This window comes from Cohnella hongkongensis (assembly GCF_042654645.1).
Classification (GTDB): domain Bacteria; phylum Bacillota; class Bacilli; order Paenibacillales; family Paenibacillaceae; genus Cohnella; species Cohnella hongkongensis.
Map to the genome: position 1 here is coordinate 208,344 of NZ_JBHSEP010000001.1, position 19,730 is coordinate 228,073.

The following is a 19,730-nucleotide window of genomic DNA, read 5'->3' on the forward strand; positions in this document are numbered from 1 at the left end:
CCAACCCGCTTTAATCGTCCAGTTGCTTTTTTACTGCTCGAAGTCTTTCTTAGCCATGTTGACGACATCCTGACCCGTCATCGTGCTGTCGTTCTTGTAGATAGCCGATCCGATGGCGTTAATCAGCGCGTTCGTAAACTTCTGTGTTCTCGGAGGATATCCGAACGACACCGAGTACGGAACCGCCTCTTTTAACTGAGCCGTTTGCGGATTAATCTCGTAGAACTGATCGGAGATCGTCGTATCGCTCGGAATGATTCCTCTGTTCTCCAGCGCGTACTGTTGGAAGTCCTTCCGGGCCATATAGTTGATCACCCGGTTGACGATCTCTTCGTGCTCGGTGCTCTTCAGCGCCACGAAGGCGTCGGAGTGCATCGTCTCGGAAGGAGCGGCCGGATCGACTTGCGGAATCGGAATAATTTTATAATTCATATCGGGAGCTGCCGTCTGCAGGTTCGAGATGTACCAGATGCCGCCAGTCGACATGGCCGCCTTGCCCGCCGCGAAGGCGGCTCCGTCCCAAGCTTGCCCCAATTGCTTCGGTGATACGGCTAACCCTTCCTTGAACATCTCGATAATATAATCCATAGCCTTGGCGTTGGCCGGAGAGTCGATCGCCGCTCCTTCCTCCCAACCGCCGCCGAAGGACAGCGCATACTGGGTTAAGTGGAATTCGGAATCGATGTTGATGACCAGACCGTGAACGTCATCCTTGGTCAGCGCCTGGGCCGCCTCCTTCACCTCTTCCCAGGTGGAAGGGAGCTTGTTCTCGTCCAGACCGGCCTGTTTCCACAAATCCATGTTGATGACGAATCCGGCCGGAGCCGCCGTATACGGATAGCCGTACAGCTTGCCGTCCACCGTCCAGATGTCTTTCGCCGCTTGGGAGACGTTCGTCATCTCCAGCTTTGAAGGATCGAGTTCCAGGAAAAGCTCGTTCGAGATAAATTCCAAGTAGCGTTCGTTGGTGACATTGACAATATCGGGAGCCGCTTTCGCGGCGATCTGGGAAGGCAGAGTGTCCCAGAAGTCGGAATCGGAAGGATATTGGACGAATTCCACTTCAACGCCTGGAAGTTCTTGATCCAGGCCCTCAACCGCATACTGGTACGCTTTCAATACCGTATCATTGCCCCAATAGCCAAACTTGATCTTAACTTTCTCGACATTAGCGGATCCGGAAGGCTGAGCGGAATTTTCCGCCCCTTTATCGTTTCCGGAGGAACACGCGGACAGCAGCAGCGTCGCCGCCAACGCCGCGAACGCGAACGGGCGCAACTTCATCTTTGACATCTCCATAGCACCTCTCTGAGTTGATTTTAATGATTGGTCCGTTTTCTCTCGTTTTGTACCCGTTTCAACGCATTCTCGCTTGCTCTTACCCACAGAAGCGTTGAGTTGATGGAAGAGCCCCTTCTTTTTCACCTCACCTACGTATGAAAAATTTACACAAGGAAAGCCACAAAACTGTCGTTCATGATGAAACTGAAATCGCTTTCCGGTTACAGAATAGCAAATAACACCACAACACTCAACGTTCATACTGTTGATAATATCCGTAGTTTTCGCTGATTAATTCGAGTTTTCGATAACTTTCTCCATTTTTCGCCGATGTGATTTATTTCATATAACACCTAATATAATTGTGTAAAATTTACACACATTGCACTCCCCATAGTAAAACGACAAAAAGCCCCTAAGTCGCGCCTAAGGGTGCACTTCACCCGGCACGACCGGAGCTTTGGCTTGAACGGTTTCGCCTACTCATCGAGAGACACTTAAGACAGCTATACCAGCTCGTTCTTTCTCCGCAAATAAGCATAAAGGAACATGCAGCTGACGGAGCAGAGAAGCGCGAGCAGCGCGATAAATCCGTATCCGGCCTGCAGCCCCAGGGTCAAGCTTTCCTTGGCCGCCAGACCGGCTCCAAACAGCCTCCGGGCCGCGTCGATCACGACGCCGATCATCAGATTGCCGAAGACGCAGGCGATTCCCATCAGCGTCACGGTGAACGTGATCGCCGTTTCGGTGCCTCTGGGGTAACGTTTGGCGAGAATCGCCATGACCGTCGGGTAGATCGGCGCAATGCCGACGCCGGCAATCGCGAACAGAATCGCCCCCCGTTCGCCGATCATAATGGCCGCCATGCTGCACAAGCCCGAGACCGCGGACAGCAGGATGACCGATAGCGTGTAACCGATCTTGTCCGTCAGCGGACCGAGCAGCAGTCTGGCCGCCATGAAAAAGACGAAAAACAGCGACAGCATGCCCGATGCCGCCTCGGTCGACCAATCGTACGCCTTCTCCAAATAGTTGACGAGCCAGCCGCCGACAGCCAGCTCGGAGACGACTCCCAGCGAAAGCACGACGACGATCAGCCAGGCGGCCGGATCCCGCCCGAGCGCTTTCAGCGTCAGCCGCTCCCCCTGCTCCCCGCCTTCTCCGTCTCCGTCTCCGGGAAACTTGGCGAAGAGCGACGGAAGAATCGGCAGCAGCGACAGCGACAGCATAATCAAGTACATGCCCCGCCAGCCCAGCTCGCCGCCCATCGGCTGCCAGCCCATCATGGACGCGGCGACGATCGGGGCGACCGCCGAGCTGAGCCCGTAGAAGAAATGGGCCAGATTCATCATCGCGCCCGTATTGCGAGTGAATATGCGGGCCGCCATGATCGCCAGGCCGATCTCCAGCATGCCGTTGCCGATGTACATGAGAAAATAGGCGACCGACAGCTGAACGTAGTTCGCCGATACGTACATCAGCACTCCGGACACCGCCATCGATACGAAGGCCAGATTGCCCGTCCGCTTAATGCCGATCTTCCTTGTCAACAGCCCCGTGAACGAGCAAGCAACCAGATAGCCGAGCGAATTGAAAGCGAGCAGCATGCCGAGCTGCGTCTCATGAAGACTGAAATCGGCCTGCATTCGCGGAATGGCCGGCCCTTTCACGTTCTCGGATAATCCGAAAATCAAAAAGCCGCCGAATACGATCAGCAGAAGCAGCCAATCGTTCGTCTTCATCGCCTTGATGTTCAAGCTGAAGTCCCCCCGCTCGCCTTAAGTGGAGTCGACTGCGCCCGGGCCTCCCGGATCGTCGCCGTCGCATAGACGATCAGCGCCGCCCAGATCAGCGTAAAGCTGATCATCGTCACCTGGCTCACCGTCTCCTGGAACACGGTCACGCTTAAGATCAGCGTAAGCGTCGGACCGATGTACTGAATGAACCCGAGCATCGACAGCGGCAGCTTCGCGGCCGCCTTGGCGAATAGCAGCAGCGGCAATGCGGTAGCCGCTCCCGCGAACAGCAGCAGCGCAAGCGAGGACAGCGGCAGCGTCCATGCGGTCGCGCTGCCCGAAGCGCCGAGATAGCCCCAATAGACGAGCGCCGCCGGAACGACAATCGCGGTTTCGGTCATTAAGCCAAGCGAGGAATCGATCTTGACTCTCTTCTTGACGAGACCGTAGAGCCCGAAGCTTAATGCGAGGGTAAGCGAGACCCACGGCAGGCTTCCGTAATCGATCGTCACGAGGACGACGCCCGCTCCCGCCAGGGCGATCGCCAGCCACTGAGCCCCGGACGGCTTCTCGCGCAGAAAAAAGATCGCCAGCGCCACGTTAATGAGCGGGGTCAAATAATACCCGAGACTCGTCTCGACGACGTGACCGTTGTTGACGGCCCAGATAAAGAGGAGCCAGTTGACCGAGATCAACAGGCTGCTGGCGACAAGCGGCAGCAGCGCCTTCCGGTTTTTCAGCAGTCCGGCGAAATCCTTCCAGCGCCGCTGCAGCGAGAGAAGTCCGGCCACGAAGAGGAACGACCAGATCATTCTGTGCGACAGAATTTCTCCCGCCGGCATCGAATCGAATTCCTTCCAATACAAGGGCAGCAATCCCCATATGACATAAGCGAGTATCGCGTTGAACAATCCGACTTTCATGACGCATCCGCTCCAATCCGTTCGCTGAAACATGAAGGGAATTATATCACGAATTCCGCGGACTGAATATGGAAAATAAGAGGGACATCCGAGAAGCGGACGCCCTACTCAGAACGGGCGGGCTGCCTCTTCTTCCGTGCGCTCAGAACGGCCCATCTGACGCCCCAGACGGCAAGCGCGACGACCGCTGCCGCGATCGCAAGCTTCCACGAATGATGCTCGATCGCGTGCAGCACCCGCTCCCATTGCGGGCCGAAGACGTGTCCGAGACTGACGAACAAGGCGCACCAGAAGAGCGCGCCGCCGTAAGCGTAGGCCGCGAACGTCCGGAACGGCGAACCGATGATCCCGGCGAAGTAACCGGTCAGGTGCCTCACGCCGGGGATAAAATATCCGATAAAGACGAGCGCGTTCCCGTATTTGCGGTACCACTTCTGCGTTTTTTCAAGCTTGGACGGAGTGATCAGCAGCCACTTTCCGAACTTCAGGAGAAACGGCATTCCGGCTTTAAGCCCGACGAAATAGGTAATCGTCATGCCGATCGTCGTACCGGCGAAAGCCCAAGCGAACGCCTTCCAGCCGTTCAGAATGCCTGCGTACGACAAATAGCCGGCGTAGAGCATCGTCGTCTCCCCGGGGAAAGGCAGCGCAATGAATTCCAGCAGCAGCCCCAGGAACAGAACCTCGTAGCCGTACTGATCGAACAATCTTTCAATATTAAAGCTCATGGTCTTCTCTCGTCCTCTTCTCTATATTCCAGCCTCCTTATTATACCTGACTTTGAAAGAAAAGACGCCCAACCCGAGTCGGGGACGACTTAAGCCTGCCGACAAGCGTCTGCGAGAATTCGGCGAAGCGGTGAAACGCGTTTCTCTCTCGTTCCGCAGTGATCTTTGTCATAACCAAGAAGCGGAAGAACAAGATACAATCAATCGAAACGGGAAAAGGAGGGGGACAACATGAAGCCTGTTCGCGAGTCGAAAACATCCGGCCCTATCGGCGTCATGTGGAAAACGGTTTCGGAGGATTGCAACCTCGCCTGCAGCTATTGCTATTACAGCACCTGCAGGGGGAAACCCGGAAACAAAATCAACAGAATCGACTCCTCGCTGCTCGAGAAATTTATCAAGGAATATATGGCGTTATCGCAAGGAGTCGCTTCCTTTGCCTGGCAAGGAGGAGAGCCGCTCTTGGCGGGTCTTGATTTTTTCGAGGAAGTCGTCGCGCTCCAAGCGAAATACGCCTTGCCGAATACCGTCATCAGCAATGCCCTGCAAACGAACGGGACACTGCTTCATGACCGGTGGGCCGCCTTTCTCAAACGATATCGTTTTCTGGTCGGCGTCAGTCTGGACGGTCCCAAAGAAATTCACGACCGCCGCCGGGCGGATGCCCGAGGTCAAGGAAGCTTCGACAGAGTCATGAAGGGGATCTCTCACCTGCGTCGTCATGACGTGGACTTCAACATTCTTACCGTCATCCATAAAGACAATGTCGGTAAAGCGGAAGAGCTGTACCGGTTTTATGAGCAGGCAAAATTCGGCTTCGTTCAATTCATCCCGTGCATGCGATTTCACTCGAAGCGGATCGACCAGCCCGGCTTGTACGAAATCACGCCGGAGCAATACGGCGACTTTCTGTGCGAGGCGTTCGACTGCTGGTACAATAACGGACATCCTGTCCTGTCCGAGCGTTTCTTCGACAACATGCTCAGCGTCTACGCCCGCCGCGAAGCCGAACTGTGCGTTCACCGGAAAACCTGTTCGAGCACGCTTATTTTGGAACAAAACGGCGATGCTTTTCCATGCGACTTTTACATTCACCCCGACTGGAAAATCGGCAACGTCGTCACGGATGCCCTTCCCGATATTCTGAATCATCCCTTGCACGAGCAATTCTCGAACATGAAGCTGCGGCTGTCCGAACAGTGCAAGACGTGTCCCTGGCTTGAGCTGTGTTACGGAGGCTGTCCGCGCAACCGCAGATGGAGTGACGACTTGCGCGAATCGGACCCGGATTATTTCTGTCTCAGTTACCAGAAAATATACGCTTATGCGCATGAGCGGATGGTTGCGCTTTCGGAAAAGGTTCGCCGCAATTGGTTTGCGCAGGGCCTCAATGTTTATTACAAAGGAAAGCTGCCGGGAAGAAACGATCTGTGCGCTTGCGGCAGCGGAAGAAAGTACAAGCATTGCTGCTTGGAGCTCGCGGGGCGATGATCTGGGAATGTCTGAAAAATCGCCGATTCGTCCGCCCCCTTAGCTCCTGCCCCGCTTAGAGGGCGTCCTCTCGGCCCGATAGAAAAGACGCCCACCCCGTCGGGGGGCGTCTTAAGCTGATGTTCCAGCGAAGCGGTCGACCGCGGGGTCACTTGACCGCCGATACCCGTCCTTCCGTCATCTGGACGAGCTGTTCAGGCGTCAGTTGGAACACCGCCTTCGGATGTCCCGCCGCCGCCCACAGCGTCTCGAACTGCAGCAAATCCTCGTCGATAACCGTCATGATCGGCTCCGCATGCCCGATCGGGGCGACTCCGCCGATGACGAAGCCGGTCCGTTCGCGTACGAAATCGGCATCCGCCTTCTCCAGCTTGTCGCCGATCTCCGCCGCGATTTTCTTCTCGTCGACGCGGTTGACGCCGCTGGCGACGACAAGCAAGGGGGCATCGGCTCGCTTCCGTCGGAAGACAATCGACTTGGCGATCTGAGCTATCTCGCATCCGATCGCGTTCGCCGCCTCCTGGGCCGTGCGCGTGCTGTCCGGCAGCTCCACCACCCGGTTTTCGTAGCCCGACTCCGACAACAGCTCCTGAATGCGCTGCGCGCTTTCTTTTAATGGCATGCCCGTTCCTCCGTTCTTGCGGCAAAGGTTCTATTCCTTGGCGTTGTCCAGCAAAATCGCGTTGATGCCGTTCAGGAACGCGTTCGCGCTCGCCTTCACGATATCGGTATCCATCGCGCGTCCCGTATACGTCTTGCCGTCGAATGAGAGGCGCAGGTTCACCCGGCCGATCGCCTCCTTGCCTCTGGACAGGCTGCTGATCCTGTAATCCTTCAGCTCGACGTCCAAGCCGACCAGCGTCTTGATGACGCCATACAGCGCGTCGATCGGACCGTCGCCGACTGCGCTTCCCTTGACGATCTCCGTACCTTTCTTCAATTGAACCGAGGCGGTCGGGAACATGTCGTTGCTGACGACCTGGAACGAGTCGAGCGCGTACAGCTGCTTCTCCCCGTCGCCGGCTTCGTTGTGATCCGCCGCCAAATAAAAGACGTCGTGATCGTACACTTCCTTCTTCGCGTCGGCCAGCGCCAGAAACTTCGCGAACAGCGCCTCGAACGCTTCTCCTTCTCCCGGATCGAAGCCCATTTTCTCCACCGCGTTTCTGAACGCATGTCGACCGGACCGCGCGGTCAGAATCATCTCCATCTTCTCTGCGCCCACATCCTCGGGAGACATAATCTCGTAGACGTTCTTATCCTTCAGCAAGCCGTCCTGGTGAATGCCGGAGGAATGCGCGAAGGCGTTCTCCCCGGTGATCGCCTTGTTGACCTGCACGTCCAACCCCGTCAGATGGCTGACCAGGCGGGAGGATTTGAGCAGCTCCTTCGTCCGGATGTCCGTATAGCCGCCGTAGAAGCTTTCCCGGACTTTAAGCGCCATGACGACTTCCTCCAGGGACGTGTTGCCCGCCCGTTCGCCCAGACCGTTGATCGTCACCTCCACCTTATCGGCGCCGTTCCGGACCGCGCTCAGCGTGTTGGCCGTCGCCATCCCCATGTCGTTATGGCAATGGACGCTCAGAACGACGCGGTCGTCCAAGTTTTTGAGCCGCTCGTTAAGCTTGCGGATCAGCTCTCCGTACTCTTCGGGAACCGCGAATCCGACCGTGTCGGGAACGTTGATCATTGTCGCTCCCGCCTTGACGACCGCCTCGATCGTCGACCACAAATACTCGAAGTCGGAGCGCGACGCGTCCTCCGTCGAATACTGAACGTTCGGCAGCAGCGTCTTCGCGTATTTCACCGCATCAACGCCCATCTGCAGCACCGCGTCCTTCGAGCGGTTGAACTTCTTCTCCACGTGAATGTTCGACGTGCCGAGTACGATATGGATCAGCGGATTTTGCGCCAGCTTGATGCTCTCGTAGACGGCGTCGATATCCTTCTTGACGGCTCGGGCCAGCGCCGTAATCGATACGGTATCGCCTACGCTGCGCACGATTTCCTGCACGGCGCGGAAGTCCCCCTCGGACGAGGCCGGAAATCCGGCCTCGATGATGTCGACGTTCAGACGCTTGAGCTGCTTGGCGATTTCCAGTTTCTGATATACGTTCAATTTGGCTCCCGGCACTTGTTCTCCGTCGCGCAAAGTGGTGTCCAGTACGATAATTTTTCTGCTCATGTTCGTTTCCTCCCGTAGGTTGGTGTTTCGCGATCTATGTGAAGCGAGGCTGGACGGACCCGGAATCCGGCCAACAAAAAAACCCCGTCTCTGCTATAGAGACGAGGTTGAACTCGCGGTACCACTCTAATTCGTTTTCCGCAAGCGGAAAACAATCTTCTTCGATGGCCATCACCATCTATCCCTGTAACGGTGGAATTCCGTCCTGCCTTACATTGTCGGGCAAGCTGTTCATAGACGAGTTCGGAATGGACGACGCTGCCGTTTCGCACCCGCCAACGGCTCTCTGAAAGGTCATGTCATTCTTACTATTTCTAATCGCAACATTTGAGTAATGAAGTTAATGGCTATTATAGGATGTCGGAACGGAGATGTCAACACCGTTATTCTGCCGAATTTTTAAACTAAGCCTCTTTCTTCGCCGGCTTCTCGCGCCTTCTTCCGGAATTCGCTCCGGTACGAAACTGCGCGGGCGTCACTCCCGCCCACTTCTTGAAGGCGTTCTGAAACGCGCTCGGCTCCGAATAATGCAGCAGATAGGCGATCTCCGATACCGAATGCTCCGAACGGCTCAAGTACCCCTTGGCCAGCTCCATCCGTACGCTCGCGCACAGCCCGTTGAAGGAGGCGTTCTCCTCCTTGAGCTTCGCTTGCAGCGTTCTCGTGCTCATCCCGAAATGCAGGGCGGTCTGCCGTAATGTAGGGAAGGCGACGGGCAGTCGCTGCATCAGCCATTGGAAGACGCCGTCCGACAATGTCTTGCCTCGCATCAGCCTCTCCATCGTCTCGACGGCGATCGCCTCGAACGACGACCTCAAGCGAGCGTCGGAGTATAAGATCGGAGCGTTCAGCACCTCCCTGTCCATTCGGAAAAACGTTTCCGCGCCGCCGAAGCGCGGCTCGATTCCGAAGACGGACACATAGAGAGCGACGTCATACGATGCGTCGTGCGAAGGCGCATCATGGGAAAATTGAAGCTCATGCAGCGGAACCGATCGGTTAGCGAATTTGCATATAAGCTGGTAAACCGAGCTCGCCATGTCCTCCATACAGTGCCGGGACATCCGCGTCGCCGGATTCAGGGGGTACAAGCGAATCACAGCGTCCCGCCCTTCTTTCTCCCAAGCGAGATTAAAGCCGCTGCACAAAATAACGTTAAATCTCCGATAAGCGTCCAGCGCATCCGCGATCGTCTCCGAGTGCATCATCACGTACCCGAGAATGCCCATATCGGACACGTCGGTCATCTGCCCCTGGTTCAGGCCGAAATAATCGTCGTCCGTGTACGCTGCTGCGGCGTTCATCAGCCGTTCCAGCTCCCGAGCGGAAATTCTCGCTTCCGGGTCCCGCAGCAGCGCCCCGTCGAAAGCGGCGGACTCGCAAAACCGCTCTGTATCGAAGCCTTTGCGGACGAGCGTCTTCATAATCGGATACACCATCGTCACGGCCATTCCCTGATCGTTCACGCGCCGACCTCCCTTGCGCGATTCAGCAGATTTCCTGCGCGTCGCATCATAGGCGACTCGCGCGGTTCGTCGTATGCTGAATACAGTTCTTACCCGCTATCCTAACACAAATACAGGGAAAAAGAATCCTGCGAAGGTTCCCTTCCCGATACGGAGGTCTCGCTATGAGCAAAAAAATTCTCGTCATTACCGGCCACCCGAATCCCGAAAGCTTCTGTTCCGCCCTGTCCCAAGCCTATGCGGAAGGCGCTTCCGGCTCCCGTGCCAGCGTGCGGCTGATCGATCTCAGCCGAATTTCGTTCGATCAGAATCTGAGGCACGGCTATCGCCGAAGAACCGAGCTGGAGCCCGAGCTCGTCGAAGCCCAGGAAGCGATCCGCTGGGCCGATCACCTCGTGTTCGTCTATCCGACCTGGTGGGGCGCGATGCCGGCCGTCTTGAAAGGCTTCTTCGACCGCGTGTTCCTTCCCGGCTTCGCCTTCAAGTACAGGGAAAATTCCCCGCTATGGGATAAGCTGCTCACGGGCAAAACGGCGCGCCTCATCGTCACGATGGACACGCCGCCCTGGTACAATCGCTTGATCTACAGGCGGGCCGGCCACAGCGTCATGAAGCGCAACATCCTGCAGTTTTGCGGCATCCAGCCGGTTCGCGTTACCGAGATTACCCCGCTCAAAGGCTCCACGGACGCGCAGCGGGCCAAATGGCTGGAGCAGGCGAGAAAACTCGGCGCAGCCCAAGCCTAGGGCGTGTATGCATACTCCGAGGAAAGCAGATATGGCCGAATACACCCCCTAGAACGGCTTGGCGATCATAAGCGCGAGAACGGCGATCGGCAGCAAGGTCGCGGCTGCGCCGAAGACGGCCCACAGCCGCGACGCTCGCCGGTACTCCGCGGTTAAGCTTCCTCCGGCGACCGATGCAGCGCTGTGACGGATCATCGCCCGCTGCAGCGGAATCAGCACCGCTCCCCAGATGAGGCCTGTCGCTCCGAAGACGGCGAGCGAAACCGTCAGCCAATTGCTCTCGTCCATCGGCATGCCGGCCTTGTGCGCCATGGCGACGCCGGACGCCGTAACGAGGACGATGCCGGGCAGCGTAAAGACGAAGTCAGCCAGCATGACGCTCTTCGCGGCATCATGGACGACGACCGGATTCCCTCCGAGATCGGCCCGTACTTTCCAGAAAGCGGCCGTGACGATGTTGCCGACGAACAGAACGACGCCGACAATGTGAAGCGTTAGCCACAAATTCATCGGTTACCCTCTCCCTTTAAGTGTATGAGACTGAAGCAGACTGCGAATGAGCCCGGTAAAATCCGAAGCGGCGAAGTCGGCGGATACGCCGGGAATGGACGAGCGCACGCGCAATCCGAGCGAGATCAGCACGAATAAATCGCCCATTTTCCCCGCGTCCACGGTGTCCGGAATGACGCCGTGCCGCTGTCCGGATTCGATCCATTGCCTGGAAAACCGCGCGGTCTGCTCGTAATAGCGTCCCAGCGCTTCCCCGACGGCGGGGTCCTCGTCCTTGCCCAGCAAGTAAGCGAGCACCTTGTTCGTCACGTCCTGTCCGTCCTCCAGCGCGGCGAAGTCTTCGGCGATCTTGCTCAGCGGTCCTTCGAACGTCTTCGCTTCGCGCTCCGTCTCCGCCGTAAACCGCTTGTCGGTCTCCTCCAGCCGTTCGTGCAGCACCCAGGCGAAAATCTCGTCCTTGCTTCTAACATGGTGAAAAATCGCTCCCTTGGACAGCTTCGACCGGTCCATGATGTCGTTCATCGTAATGGCGGCGCAGCCTTTTTCCCGAATGAGCTCCTTCGTCGCGTCGAGCAGCCGGCCGATCGTCATCTGCTTGCGTTCCACTTGCTTCACGGGCATCTTCCCCTCTCTTTGTTTTTATTTTACAAACAGACCGTCGGTTTGTAAATAGGGAGATCTGATGAAGGACCCCATGATTCGAACCGATCAGCCGGATTTCCAACATAGACCCCGTCGCCTGACTGCCGAAAAAGCCCATCCCGCGTCCTTCCGGAGCGAAGATGGGCTTCTCGACAGAGCTGCAGGTTTACTGCTGCGATACGGATTTGAACCAATCGTTGACTTCCAGCGTCACCTGATCGCCGCCGTTCGCTTTCCAACTGGCGACGAAGTCGTCAAACGCGTCTACCGGAAGCTTGCCGTAGATGATTATGTTGAACGTCGCCGATCTCGCTGCCCTCGATCGCGACGATTGCCTTGTTCACGATGGTCGGCCACTGGAACGCCTACTTCGACGGCCTGATCTATATGAAGGGAGCCGAAAATCTGCCGCTCGCCAGCTTCATGCAAACCGTCATCGTGCAGGGCAACATGACCAGCTTCGATCCCGATATGATCGCCAACATGTCCCAGCGCACGATCCGCGCCTCGCAAATCGTCATCGGCGCGGTTAAGGAGTAGTGGCTCCGCATGCTCCGGCATCGCCGGTTTAGGCGCCCCTTCGGGGGCCCAACTCGGGATTTGAAGCTTTCGCGGGGCTGACCAAACGGTAAGGCTAAAGGGATAAAAAATATCGCATCAAATATCGCCGTCTCCTTCACGGAGGGACGGCGTATTTGTTTGCTCCGCCAGCAGCGTTGCGCGATCGGAAGCCTGCCGTCTATATTCCTTGGGCGTCAGACCGCGGTGTTTGCGAAACACCTTATGGAAGAAGCTGATATCCCCGAAACCCGCCTCATAGGCGATATCCGTAACTTTGCGGTCCGTTTCCGCGAGCAGCCAGCAGGTATGTCGGATTCGTGTCTTGTGTAAGTAATCCACGAAGCTGCTTCCCGTCGCTACGCGGAATTTAGCCGTGAAAGAGGAAACGCTCATCCCGCAAAGCCGGCTGACCTGCTCAAGCGTCAGCGGTTGACGGAACTCCCGCTCGATGAAATAGCAAACGGACTCGATCCAATTGCGGTCGCCGACCATTGGAAGCGGAAGGATGCCGGGCTTTTCGTTCAGATAGCGGCTGAGCCAGACGAGGCACTCGATCCATCGGGTTTTTACCAGCAGCCGCCAGCCCTCTCGTTGCTCGGCATATTCGCGGTAGATCGTATCCAGATGGTGAAGGATAACCTGGCACTGCTCATCCTGCAGCGGCTGGTACGGAACAAATGAGGCGCTTCGTCGCAGGAAGGGGAGCAAATAAAAGAACTGGACGAAGGCGGGCAATAGGAGGAGGGAATCGAGCTCTCTTCGCAGGAAATCAGGGTCAAACAGGACGTTGTAGACGATGGTCTCCTCGCTTGCCCCGTTATAGCTGTGAAAAATGTTCGGTTCAATCACGAACACGTCGCCTTTCTGCAACGTATAGCGATTGCCTGCCATCTCGTGCTCCGCGTTGCCGGAAACGACAAACACCAGCTCGATGAAATCGTGCGTGTGGGATGGAATATACTCGTTCGGCTGTATGGCGTATCTGTCGATATGGAACGGAAATCCTTCATTCTTGAAATAATGTGCGCCTGAATGAATGTTCATAACGAACCCTCCTAGGAACAGTATAGCGCAGAGTCCCATCGACGACTTGGCGGATCGCCTGTTTTTTTTAGTCGATCCGCCAAGTCTGAACAGAAGGCGATCCCTTACAGTAATAGTGAAAACGATGATGGAAAGGGTGACTGTCGTGTTAGACAATACGATCAAACTCACGGATGAGCAGGTAAGCTACTACAGGGAAAACGGTTTTGTCCAAGTGGAAAACATGCTGACTACGGAAGAGCTGGAAGAACTGCGCGAAAACCTAGAGGAGGCGATGGGCGTCCAAGGAGGCCGCGGGGTCCAAACCTCCGGCGTCGGCGATCTCTATTATAAGGTGCTGAACCAGCGGGTCAACACGTGGCGAGACCACGGCGGGATGGCCCGGTTCGTTCTGTCTAAGCGGTTCGCGGATGCGGCGAAGCAGCTGACGGGCTTTTCCGGCGTCCGTCTCTTCCATGACCATGCCCTGTTCAAAATGCCGAGGGATTCCAAGCCGACGCCCTGGCATCAAGACTGGCCTTACTGGCCGATGAACGAGACCGGCGCTATGTCGATTTGGATCGCGCTGGACGATGTGGACGAAAACAACGGCTGCATGATGTTCGTTCCGAAATCGCAAAGGGTGAAAAATCTTAAGACGATCGACTTGGTCAATCCCGAGGATATATTCAGCGACGAAGGCGCGTCTGGGGTGGATCGCAATATGGCGGCGATCGTCCGCTTGAAAGCTGGCAGTTGCACGTTCCACGACGGATTGACCTTCCATTACGCGCATGCCAACACGACCGACCGGCCACGCCGGGCGCTTGCGATCATCTACATGGCGGACGGCACGACCTATAGCGGTTCGAACCATGTATGTACCGACGGACAGGGATTCGAGAAAGGCGACGTGCTCCGGGGTGGCATGTTCCCGAAACTGGCTTAAGGAGGCAGCATGCGTTACCGCGAATCCAACCCATTGTAAAAGCGCTTGTACGATCGGGAGCAAATCAACAGATCGAGGAGGTCGAGTATTCGATGGAAGCTGTCGGCTCAACACTCATACGCTCGCAAGGCACATTGGAAGAAGCGCTTGCACAAGTCAACCGGATGGGTTTTCGTCTGGTCGAGCTTGGGGTGCAGCCCTGGTGCGATTTGAAACCGGAAAATCTGATGAATCGCTATGAACGAGAACTTGCCCGTGTCCAACACTTGCTGGAGCAGCATCATTTAACAGCCGTCGGGCTGAATGCCGGGCTAACGGAACGGACAACGGAGGAAATGCAAATGCTGGCCGCATTGGCAAATGATTTGTCCATAAAGATCATTACGACCAATCCGCGCTCCCCGGAAACCGACTTCGCGGGAGAAGTGGAGCAACTGCGCGAGCTTGTCCGTATTTGCGCGGCCACAGGCGCACAGGCCACCATTGAAACCCATATGTTCTCCATGACGGAAAAGCCAGAGAATGCGCTACGGCTGGCGCAGCATGTACCCGGTCTCGGCCTCACCCTGGACGTATCGCATTATTATTGCAACGGGAGTGAAGACCGGATCCGTCCGCTGCTCCCATTCGTCAAGCATGTGCATATAAGGGATTGCGGACGAACTTGGGACCGCATCCAAATGCCATTCGGCGAGGGTCTGCTCGAATTGAAGCGCTGGGCGGATGAGTTGCGCGCTGCCAGCTACAACGGATTTATTGCCGTTGAGTACATTGATTTGCCGGATGTAGCTTTTGCCGTAGAGGAGGCAACGGTGAACTGCAAAAAAGCCATTGAGGCGATTTGGGGAGATGAATAAAATGAGCGCATTCAAAGCTGTTGTCATCGGTTGCGGCGGAGCGGGTACCAACCACGCCGTCGGTTATTCCAAACTCCCCGACGTTCAATTTGTCGGCGCTGCGGACATTGATTTGTCCAAAGCGCAAGCACTCACTGCCAAAGTGGGCGGAGTGGCCTACGCTTCCTTCGAAGAGTTGATCTTAACGGAAAAGCCGGATCTCGTGTCCGTATGCACGCGCGAGTATGACCATGACCTGCCCGCGATCTTCGCTCTGGAGAACGGCTGCCATGTGTTAAGCGAAAAAATAATGGCGCACAGCTTGCAAGCAGGGACCCGCATGGCGGAGGCGGCCATGCGATCAGGCAAACAGTTGGGTGTCGATTATAATTACCGTTTCATCGACAGTATTCAAATTTTGAAACAACAGCTGGATGCAGGCGCTATCGGGGATGTCAAAACGGCATCGTTTCAGGTTCACGCTTACTGCCATCACCATGCACTCGATCTGATCCGGTTTCTGTTCGGCGATCCGGACGAGTTGATCTCCACGTTGACCGAAATCGACGCGGAACGGAATTACCCGTGGGATCGCGCGCATGAATTGCTCTATATTCCGTCCTACAATGAAACGACGGTCATTCGCTTCGGTAGGATGCTGCTTACGCTAACCGCTTGCCACCGGTCCTTCCGCTATCCGTTGATGGAAATCGATATTGTCGGTACCCATGGTATTCTCCAGGTATGCCGCATGAACATCGCTTCCGTTAACGGAGAAGTGACGATCCAGCACGAGGAACGAATCGATCGCATCGTTCCGGAGCCCTTAACGCTTGACGATACCTTTTACCGATCCGTCGCCAGCTGGGTGGACACCCTAAAAGGCAATCCAACCGTGAGTGCGACCGGAGAAGACGGTTTGCAAACCATGATGCTGGAGCAAGCGATTTCCCGATCCCATCGGGAAAAACGTTATATCATCCCTGCGCCTCGTCATGCCGAAGGCTGAAATCCATCCATTCATCAAAAGATGGCTCCTGCATGCATCAGGAGTCATCTTATGTCGGTTTAGCCTTGCTTGTTGTCCGAATCAACCCTGAATTTTGCCTTTATCAAAGAGTAGAATAGGGGTGAATGAGCAAGGAAAGAAGGTAGATCGATGTTCCGTTTGATATCCCATTTGACGATCCTACAGAAACTGATTCTCACGTTTCTTCTCGTTCTCGCGCCTTTATACATCTTGAGTTTATCGATGAACGAGTCGGGATCCGAGACGCTCAAGTCAGAGATCTCGAAATCCATGTTTTCGAAAGTCAACTATTACATGAATACGATCGACTCCGAATTCAACCGCATCATCAAGCAGGAATTCGAGCTGATGTACGATGACGACTTGTCCAAACTAAGCGTGGCGTATTCGGCGATGAACAATATCGAGCGAATGCAGTCGACCCGCAGGCTCGTCAAACGGCTGGAAATGTTGAAGAGCTCCAATCGTTACGTAAAGGACATTGCCGTTTATGTTAGCGACATAGGGAGCACCCTTGCCACTGCCAGCTCTACGGTTCCTTTCCCGACCGACGAGTTTTTCCATTCCCCGATGTCGAAAGAACGGCTGGACACGCCGATCCGACTTTGGAACGACCGGATGTTCATCAGTTTCCCCTTTCCGGAGCGGGCTTTCCTCGGCGACCTGGGGAGACCTTCCTTCGTCGTTCATGTTGAAATCCATACGAAGGAATTGTTAAACGATCTGAATCGTTTCGTTTCTCATGAAGAAGGAGGTACGGTGTTGGCGGATTCGGCCCGGTCCTGGATTTTGTCGGACCGGCAGGATTCGCATTTTCAGGATCGCATACTGGCTTGGCTGGACGATACGACCGCGGCGGCTCAAACGAACGGAGCCGGAACTTTGTCCATCCAGGATCGAAAATATATGGTCACGTATCAGAGAGCCCTGAGCATCGGCGCGGTTATGCTGACTTATACGCCAGAGGAGCGGATGCTTCAACCCATCTTGAAGTATAAAAGGTGGTACTGGCTTCTTTTGGTTGTCTCCTTGTTCATCATCCTGATCTTCTCCTATTCGATCTACAGCTTGATTCACCGGCCTCTCGTCCGTCTACTTCAGTCTTTCAGAAGCGCCGAGATGGGCAAATTCCAGCGAATCGGTTCCTATCGGTTCAAGGATGAATTCTCCTATTTGTATTTTCAATTCAATCAGATGATCGAAAGGCTGCAAATACTGATTCATGAAGTGTACGAGCAGAGGTATCGCGCGCAATTGGCCGAGTTGAGGAAGCTGCAGTCGCAGATCAATCCGCACTTTTTTTACAACAGCTTCTTTATCCTGTACCGAATGGCCAAATCGGAAGATTACGAGAGCGTCATGCGGTTAACGAAGCTTTTGGGAGAGTACTATCAGTTCATCACGAGGGACGGCCATGACATCATCTCCCTCGATACTGAGGTTCGATTCGCGAGAACGTATGCGGAAATCCAAAACATCCGCTTCTCCAGACGCATTGCGTTACAATTTCCGGAGCTTCCGGCGACGATGGACGCGATCCTCGTCCCGCGGCTTACGCTGCAGCCATTGATCGAGAATGCCTATAACCACGGATTGGAGAAGAAGAGCGCTGGCGGCTTGATCCGAGTTCTCTTTGTCGAGGAGAAGAGCCAAGTGACGATCACCGTGGAGGACAACGGAGAAGAAATGAATGAAAATCTGCTTGCGGAGCTTCGGAGAAGTTTGTTGTCTCCGGACGCAGTGGCGGAAAGCACCGGAATGATCAATATCCATCGCAGAATCCGCATTCATTGCAAGAATAAAGGCGGACTTTCGCTTTCGCGGAGCGAACTTGGGGGGTTGCAGGTGACCGTCGCCATACCGAAGGAGGAGAACGAGCATGTATAAGCTGCTGATCGTGGACGATGAAGATATGATCGTGGACGGCTTGCATGCGATCTTCACGGAGCAAGAAGAGCTGGACCTCCAAGTTTACAGGGCTTACTCCGGAGACGAGGCCATTCGCGTGCTCGACCAAACCAAAATCGACGTCGTCCTCTCCGACATTCGAATGCCCGGCATCAGCGGGCTCGAGCTTCAAGGCGAAATCATGAAGCGGTGGCCGGATTGCAAGGTGATTTTCCTGACCGGCTACAACGAGTTCGAGTTGGTTCAGAAAGCGGTCAGGGAAGGCGCCGTCAACTACATTTTGAAAAACGAGGATGACGAAGAAATCGTCGAATCGGTCAAAAAAGCCATTGCGCTCACCCGTGCGGAAAGAAGCGGCAAAAATTTCGTCGAAGCTGCGAAACAGCGGCTCCGAATCGCTCTTCCCGCCTTGCGGAGCGAGTATTTGAACAAGATCTGCGAGGGATACCGGACCATCAAATCGCTGACGCCGGAAATTTTCGAGGACCTGGTCGTGAAGCCCGATCTAGAAGTGCCTGTCGTCCTTGTCCTGGGAAAGGTCGACGAGTGGAAGCCCGCCTATGGACAGACGGACAAATTGCTTCTGCTCGGCGCCTTGGAGAACATCGGAATGGAGTGCTTTAACGGGTTTATCATTCTCAAGTCATCCTTTGAGGACCATTCTTTTTTCTGGGTACTTCAGCCTGCAAACGGTCATTGGGATTCTCTCCCGTCGGGAAATCCGGGTGCTTTGATTTGCGGCACGCTGGAGAACATCCAACAGATCGCCAAAGAGCTGCTGCAGCTTCCCGTCTCGTTCTCCACCCTCAGCGGGCCGGTCTCGTGGTACCGCATCGCTTCCGGCTATGCAGTGTTGAAAAGATCGCTGGTTCGAAAGCTTGGCCATGAAATGCTGGTCGTGCTGAACGGAGAGGACGACGAAGCGAAGGAGGATCAAGAGCGGCGGAACGAGCATCATATCCGGATGCTGTTCGGCAACTTGCTGGAAGAAGACGGGGTGTTCGATCCCGAACAAGCCGAGCGAAGTTTCCGGATCCTCTGCGAGATCCGGCAGTTTCTTGCCGTCTCGTACATCGATGCGGCCTTGTATTCGGAATTGTACCTCACGCTCATTTCCAAAATGCTGCAGCAGCTTAATTCGTGGGGCGGTACGGATAACGAAACACTGCTGAAGAGATTGTGGGATCTGCTCGACAGCGAGCATCGGACCGATCCGCAGAAAGGCTTGGAAGCCGTCGGACAGTTGTTGGCTGCGTGGAACGATGCCAAAGGGTCGGAGCGGTTGGAGGCGGGGAGCCGCATCGTCGCCGTCGTGAACCAAATCATCGAGGATCACCTGCACGAGGACCTGTCCCTTGCGTTTCTTTCCGGCAAAGTCTATTTGAATCCGGCTTACTTATCCAGGATTTACAAAAGCCGCACGGGCAAAAATCTGATCGATGCGATTAACGAGCGCCGCATCGCCAAGGCCAATGAGTTGCTGGAAGGATCGCTGATGAAAATTATCGATATCGCCCGCGCTGTCGGTTTTCAATCGCCAGCTTATTTCTCCAGGCTGTACAAGAAATTGACCGGGCAAACGCCGCAGGAGCATCGGGATCGGTCGATTCGGTTGAACAACCGGGACGGCTGAATGCTGCATGCATAAATGGTAGAAATCGGGCAACGATCGTCAAGATCGTCCCGTTGTGAGGGACGGTCCCGGACTGGATAAT

General features: G+C 55.4%; 18 protein-coding genes and 1 other annotated feature. Of the genes, 8 read left to right on the forward strand and 10 right to left on the reverse strand.

What is annotated here, in order from left to right; translation table 11 throughout:
• Positions 1-30: 30 nt before the first annotated feature.
• From ACFO3S_RS00935 to ACFO3S_RS00950, 4 genes are all read right to left on the reverse strand, one after another.
• Entirely contained in the window at positions 31-1,293 is a 1,263-nt protein-coding gene (locus tag ACFO3S_RS00935) for an ABC transporter substrate-binding protein (protein WP_378091277.1), read from the reverse strand.
• A 494-nt stretch (positions 1,294-1,787) separates the two neighbouring features.
• Complete coding sequence (locus ACFO3S_RS00940; protein WP_378091279.1) at positions 1,788-3,038, reverse strand: MFS transporter; 1,251 nt, start codon at positions 3,036-3,038, stop codon at positions 1,788-1,790.
• The gene (gene rarD, locus ACFO3S_RS00945) at positions 3,035-3,940 is read right to left on the reverse strand and encodes an EamA family transporter RarD (RefSeq protein ID WP_378091281.1); all 906 of its coding nucleotides are present in this window, start codon (positions 3,938-3,940) and stop codon (positions 3,035-3,037) included. Before rarD ends, ACFO3S_RS00940 begins: the two co-directional genes overlap by 4 nt.
• 104 nt (positions 3,941-4,044) lie before the next feature.
• The gene (locus ACFO3S_RS00950; RefSeq protein WP_378091283.1) at positions 4,045-4,668 is read right to left on the reverse strand and encodes a DedA family protein; all 624 of its coding nucleotides are present in this window, start codon (positions 4,666-4,668) and stop codon (positions 4,045-4,047) included.
• Between the two features lie 231 nt (positions 4,669-4,899).
• Here ACFO3S_RS00950 and ACFO3S_RS00955 point away from each other — a divergent pair, with 231 nt between their 5' ends.
• Complete coding sequence (locus tag ACFO3S_RS00955) at positions 4,900-6,159, forward strand: anaerobic sulfatase maturase (protein ID WP_378091285.1); 1,260 nt, start codon at positions 4,900-4,902, stop codon at positions 6,157-6,159.
• 148 nt (positions 6,160-6,307) lie between these two features.
• Here the strand turns inward: ACFO3S_RS00955 and ACFO3S_RS00960 are convergent, their stop codons facing one another.
• The 3 genes from ACFO3S_RS00960 to ACFO3S_RS00970 form a co-directional block, all read right to left on the reverse strand.
• Complete coding sequence (locus tag ACFO3S_RS00960; RefSeq protein WP_378091287.1) at positions 6,308-6,781, reverse strand: YbaK/EbsC family protein; 474 nt, start codon at positions 6,779-6,781, stop codon at positions 6,308-6,310.
• A 30-nt stretch (positions 6,782-6,811) separates the two neighbouring features.
• Complete coding sequence (locus ACFO3S_RS00965; RefSeq protein ID WP_378091289.1) at positions 6,812-8,344, reverse strand: 2-isopropylmalate synthase; 1,533 nt, start codon at positions 8,342-8,344, stop codon at positions 6,812-6,814.
• A gap of 94 nt (positions 8,345-8,438) precedes the next feature.
• Positions 8,439-8,675, reverse strand: a binding site (T-box leader).
• Between the two features lie 73 nt (positions 8,676-8,748).
• Positions 8,749-9,810, reverse strand: a complete 1,062-nt coding sequence (locus ACFO3S_RS00970) for an AraC family transcriptional regulator (protein ID WP_378091291.1) — start codon at positions 9,808-9,810, stop codon at positions 8,749-8,751.
• Positions 9,811-9,974: 164 nt separating this feature from the next.
• Here ACFO3S_RS00970 and ACFO3S_RS00975 point away from each other — a divergent pair, with 164 nt between their 5' ends.
• Complete coding sequence (locus tag ACFO3S_RS00975) at positions 9,975-10,556, forward strand: NAD(P)H-dependent oxidoreductase (RefSeq protein ID WP_378091293.1); 582 nt, start codon at positions 9,975-9,977, stop codon at positions 10,554-10,556.
• Positions 10,557-10,604: 48 nt separating this feature from the next.
• Here the strand turns inward: ACFO3S_RS00975 and ACFO3S_RS00980 are convergent, their stop codons facing one another.
• Positions 10,605-11,066, reverse strand: coding sequence for a DUF2269 family protein (locus tag ACFO3S_RS00980; protein WP_378091295.1), 462 nt, complete (start codon positions 11,064-11,066; stop codon positions 10,605-10,607).
• Positions 11,067-11,069: 3 nt separating this feature from the next.
• Positions 11,070-11,681: a TetR/AcrR family transcriptional regulator gene (locus ACFO3S_RS00985; protein ID WP_378091297.1), complete on the reverse strand. Its 612-nt coding sequence runs from the start codon at positions 11,679-11,681 to the stop codon at positions 11,070-11,072.
• 363 nt (positions 11,682-12,044) lie between these two features.
• On the opposite strand from ACFO3S_RS00985, the gene ACFO3S_RS00990 reads away from it, so the two are divergent.
• On the forward strand, positions 12,045-12,248 hold the full coding sequence (locus tag ACFO3S_RS00990) for a hypothetical protein (protein WP_378091299.1): 204 nt from the start codon (positions 12,045-12,047) through the stop codon (positions 12,246-12,248).
• Between the two features lie 117 nt (positions 12,249-12,365).
• Here ACFO3S_RS00990 and ACFO3S_RS00995 read toward each other — a convergent pair whose 3' ends face one another.
• Positions 12,366-13,313, reverse strand: a complete 948-nt coding sequence (locus tag ACFO3S_RS00995) for an AraC family transcriptional regulator (protein WP_378091301.1) — start codon at positions 13,311-13,313, stop codon at positions 12,366-12,368.
• A 136-nt stretch (positions 13,314-13,449) separates the two neighbouring features.
• Between ACFO3S_RS00995 and ACFO3S_RS01000 the strand changes: the two genes are divergently transcribed.
• The 5 genes from ACFO3S_RS01000 (at position 13,450) to ACFO3S_RS01020 (ending at position 19,648) form a co-directional block, all read left to right on the forward strand.
• The gene (locus tag ACFO3S_RS01000; protein ID WP_378091303.1) at positions 13,450-14,241 is read left to right on the forward strand and encodes a phytanoyl-CoA dioxygenase family protein; all 792 of its coding nucleotides are present in this window, start codon (positions 13,450-13,452) and stop codon (positions 14,239-14,241) included.
• A gap of 92 nt (positions 14,242-14,333) precedes the next feature.
• Positions 14,334-15,098: a sugar phosphate isomerase/epimerase family protein gene (locus ACFO3S_RS01005; protein WP_378091305.1), complete on the forward strand. Its 765-nt coding sequence runs from the start codon at positions 14,334-14,336 to the stop codon at positions 15,096-15,098.
• Position 15,099: 1 nt separating this feature from the next.
• The gene (locus ACFO3S_RS01010; RefSeq protein WP_378091307.1) at positions 15,100-16,086 is read left to right on the forward strand and encodes a Gfo/Idh/MocA family protein; all 987 of its coding nucleotides are present in this window, start codon (positions 15,100-15,102) and stop codon (positions 16,084-16,086) included.
• 291 nt (positions 16,087-16,377) lie between these two features.
• Positions 16,378-17,994 carry a sensor histidine kinase gene (locus ACFO3S_RS01015; RefSeq protein ID WP_378091309.1) on the forward strand — a complete coding sequence of 539 codons (1,617 nt, stop codon included), beginning with the start codon at positions 16,378-16,380 and terminating at the stop codon, positions 17,992-17,994.
• Positions 17,987-19,648 carry a response regulator transcription factor gene (locus ACFO3S_RS01020; RefSeq protein ID WP_378091311.1) on the forward strand — a complete coding sequence of 554 codons (1,662 nt, stop codon included), beginning with the start codon at positions 17,987-17,989 and terminating at the stop codon, positions 19,646-19,648. The genes ACFO3S_RS01015 and ACFO3S_RS01020 overlap by 8 nt, the downstream gene beginning before the upstream one ends.
• The last annotated feature ends 82 nt before the right edge of the window (positions 19,649-19,730 follow it).

What these genes read in the sequence shown, in the direction of transcription:
- ACFO3S_RS00935 (WP_378091277.1), bottom strand. Translation starts at nt 1,293, where the DNA reads ATGTCAAAGATGAAGTTGCGCCCGTTCGCGTTCGCGGCGTTGGCGGCG.
- rarD (WP_378091281.1), bottom strand. Translation starts at nt 3,940, where the DNA reads ATGAAAGTCGGATTGTTCAACGCGATACTCGCTTATGTCATATGGGGA.
- ACFO3S_RS00950 (WP_378091283.1), bottom strand. Translation starts at nt 4,668, where the DNA reads ATGAGCTTTAATATTGAAAGATTGTTCGATCAGTACGGCTACGAGGTT.
- ACFO3S_RS00955 (WP_378091285.1), top strand. Translation starts at nt 4,900, where the DNA reads ATGAAGCCTGTTCGCGAGTCGAAAACATCCGGCCCTATCGGCGTCATG.
- ACFO3S_RS00960 (WP_378091287.1), bottom strand. Translation starts at nt 6,781, where the DNA reads ATGCCATTAAAAGAAAGCGCGCAGCGCATTCAGGAGCTGTTGTCGGAG.
- ACFO3S_RS00965 (WP_378091289.1), bottom strand. Translation starts at nt 8,344, where the DNA reads ATGAGCAGAAAAATTATCGTACTGGACACCACTTTGCGCGACGGAGAA.
- ACFO3S_RS00975 (WP_378091293.1), top strand. Translation starts at nt 9,975, where the DNA reads ATGAGCAAAAAAATTCTCGTCATTACCGGCCACCCGAATCCCGAAAGC.
- ACFO3S_RS00980 (WP_378091295.1), bottom strand. Translation starts at nt 11,066, where the DNA reads ATGAATTTGTGGCTAACGCTTCACATTGTCGGCGTCGTTCTGTTCGTC.
- ACFO3S_RS00995 (WP_378091301.1), bottom strand. Translation starts at nt 13,313, where the DNA reads ATGAACATTCATTCAGGCGCACATTATTTCAAGAATGAAGGATTTCCG.
- ACFO3S_RS01005 (WP_378091305.1), top strand. Translation starts at nt 14,334, where the DNA reads ATGGAAGCTGTCGGCTCAACACTCATACGCTCGCAAGGCACATTGGAA.
- ACFO3S_RS01010 (WP_378091307.1), top strand. Translation starts at nt 15,100, where the DNA reads ATGAGCGCATTCAAAGCTGTTGTCATCGGTTGCGGCGGAGCGGGTACC.
- ACFO3S_RS01015 (WP_378091309.1), top strand. Translation starts at nt 16,378, where the DNA reads ATGTTTTCGAAAGTCAACTATTACATGAATACGATCGACTCCGAATTC.
- ACFO3S_RS01020 (WP_378091311.1), top strand. Translation starts at nt 17,987, where the DNA reads ATGTATAAGCTGCTGATCGTGGACGATGAAGATATGATCGTGGACGGC.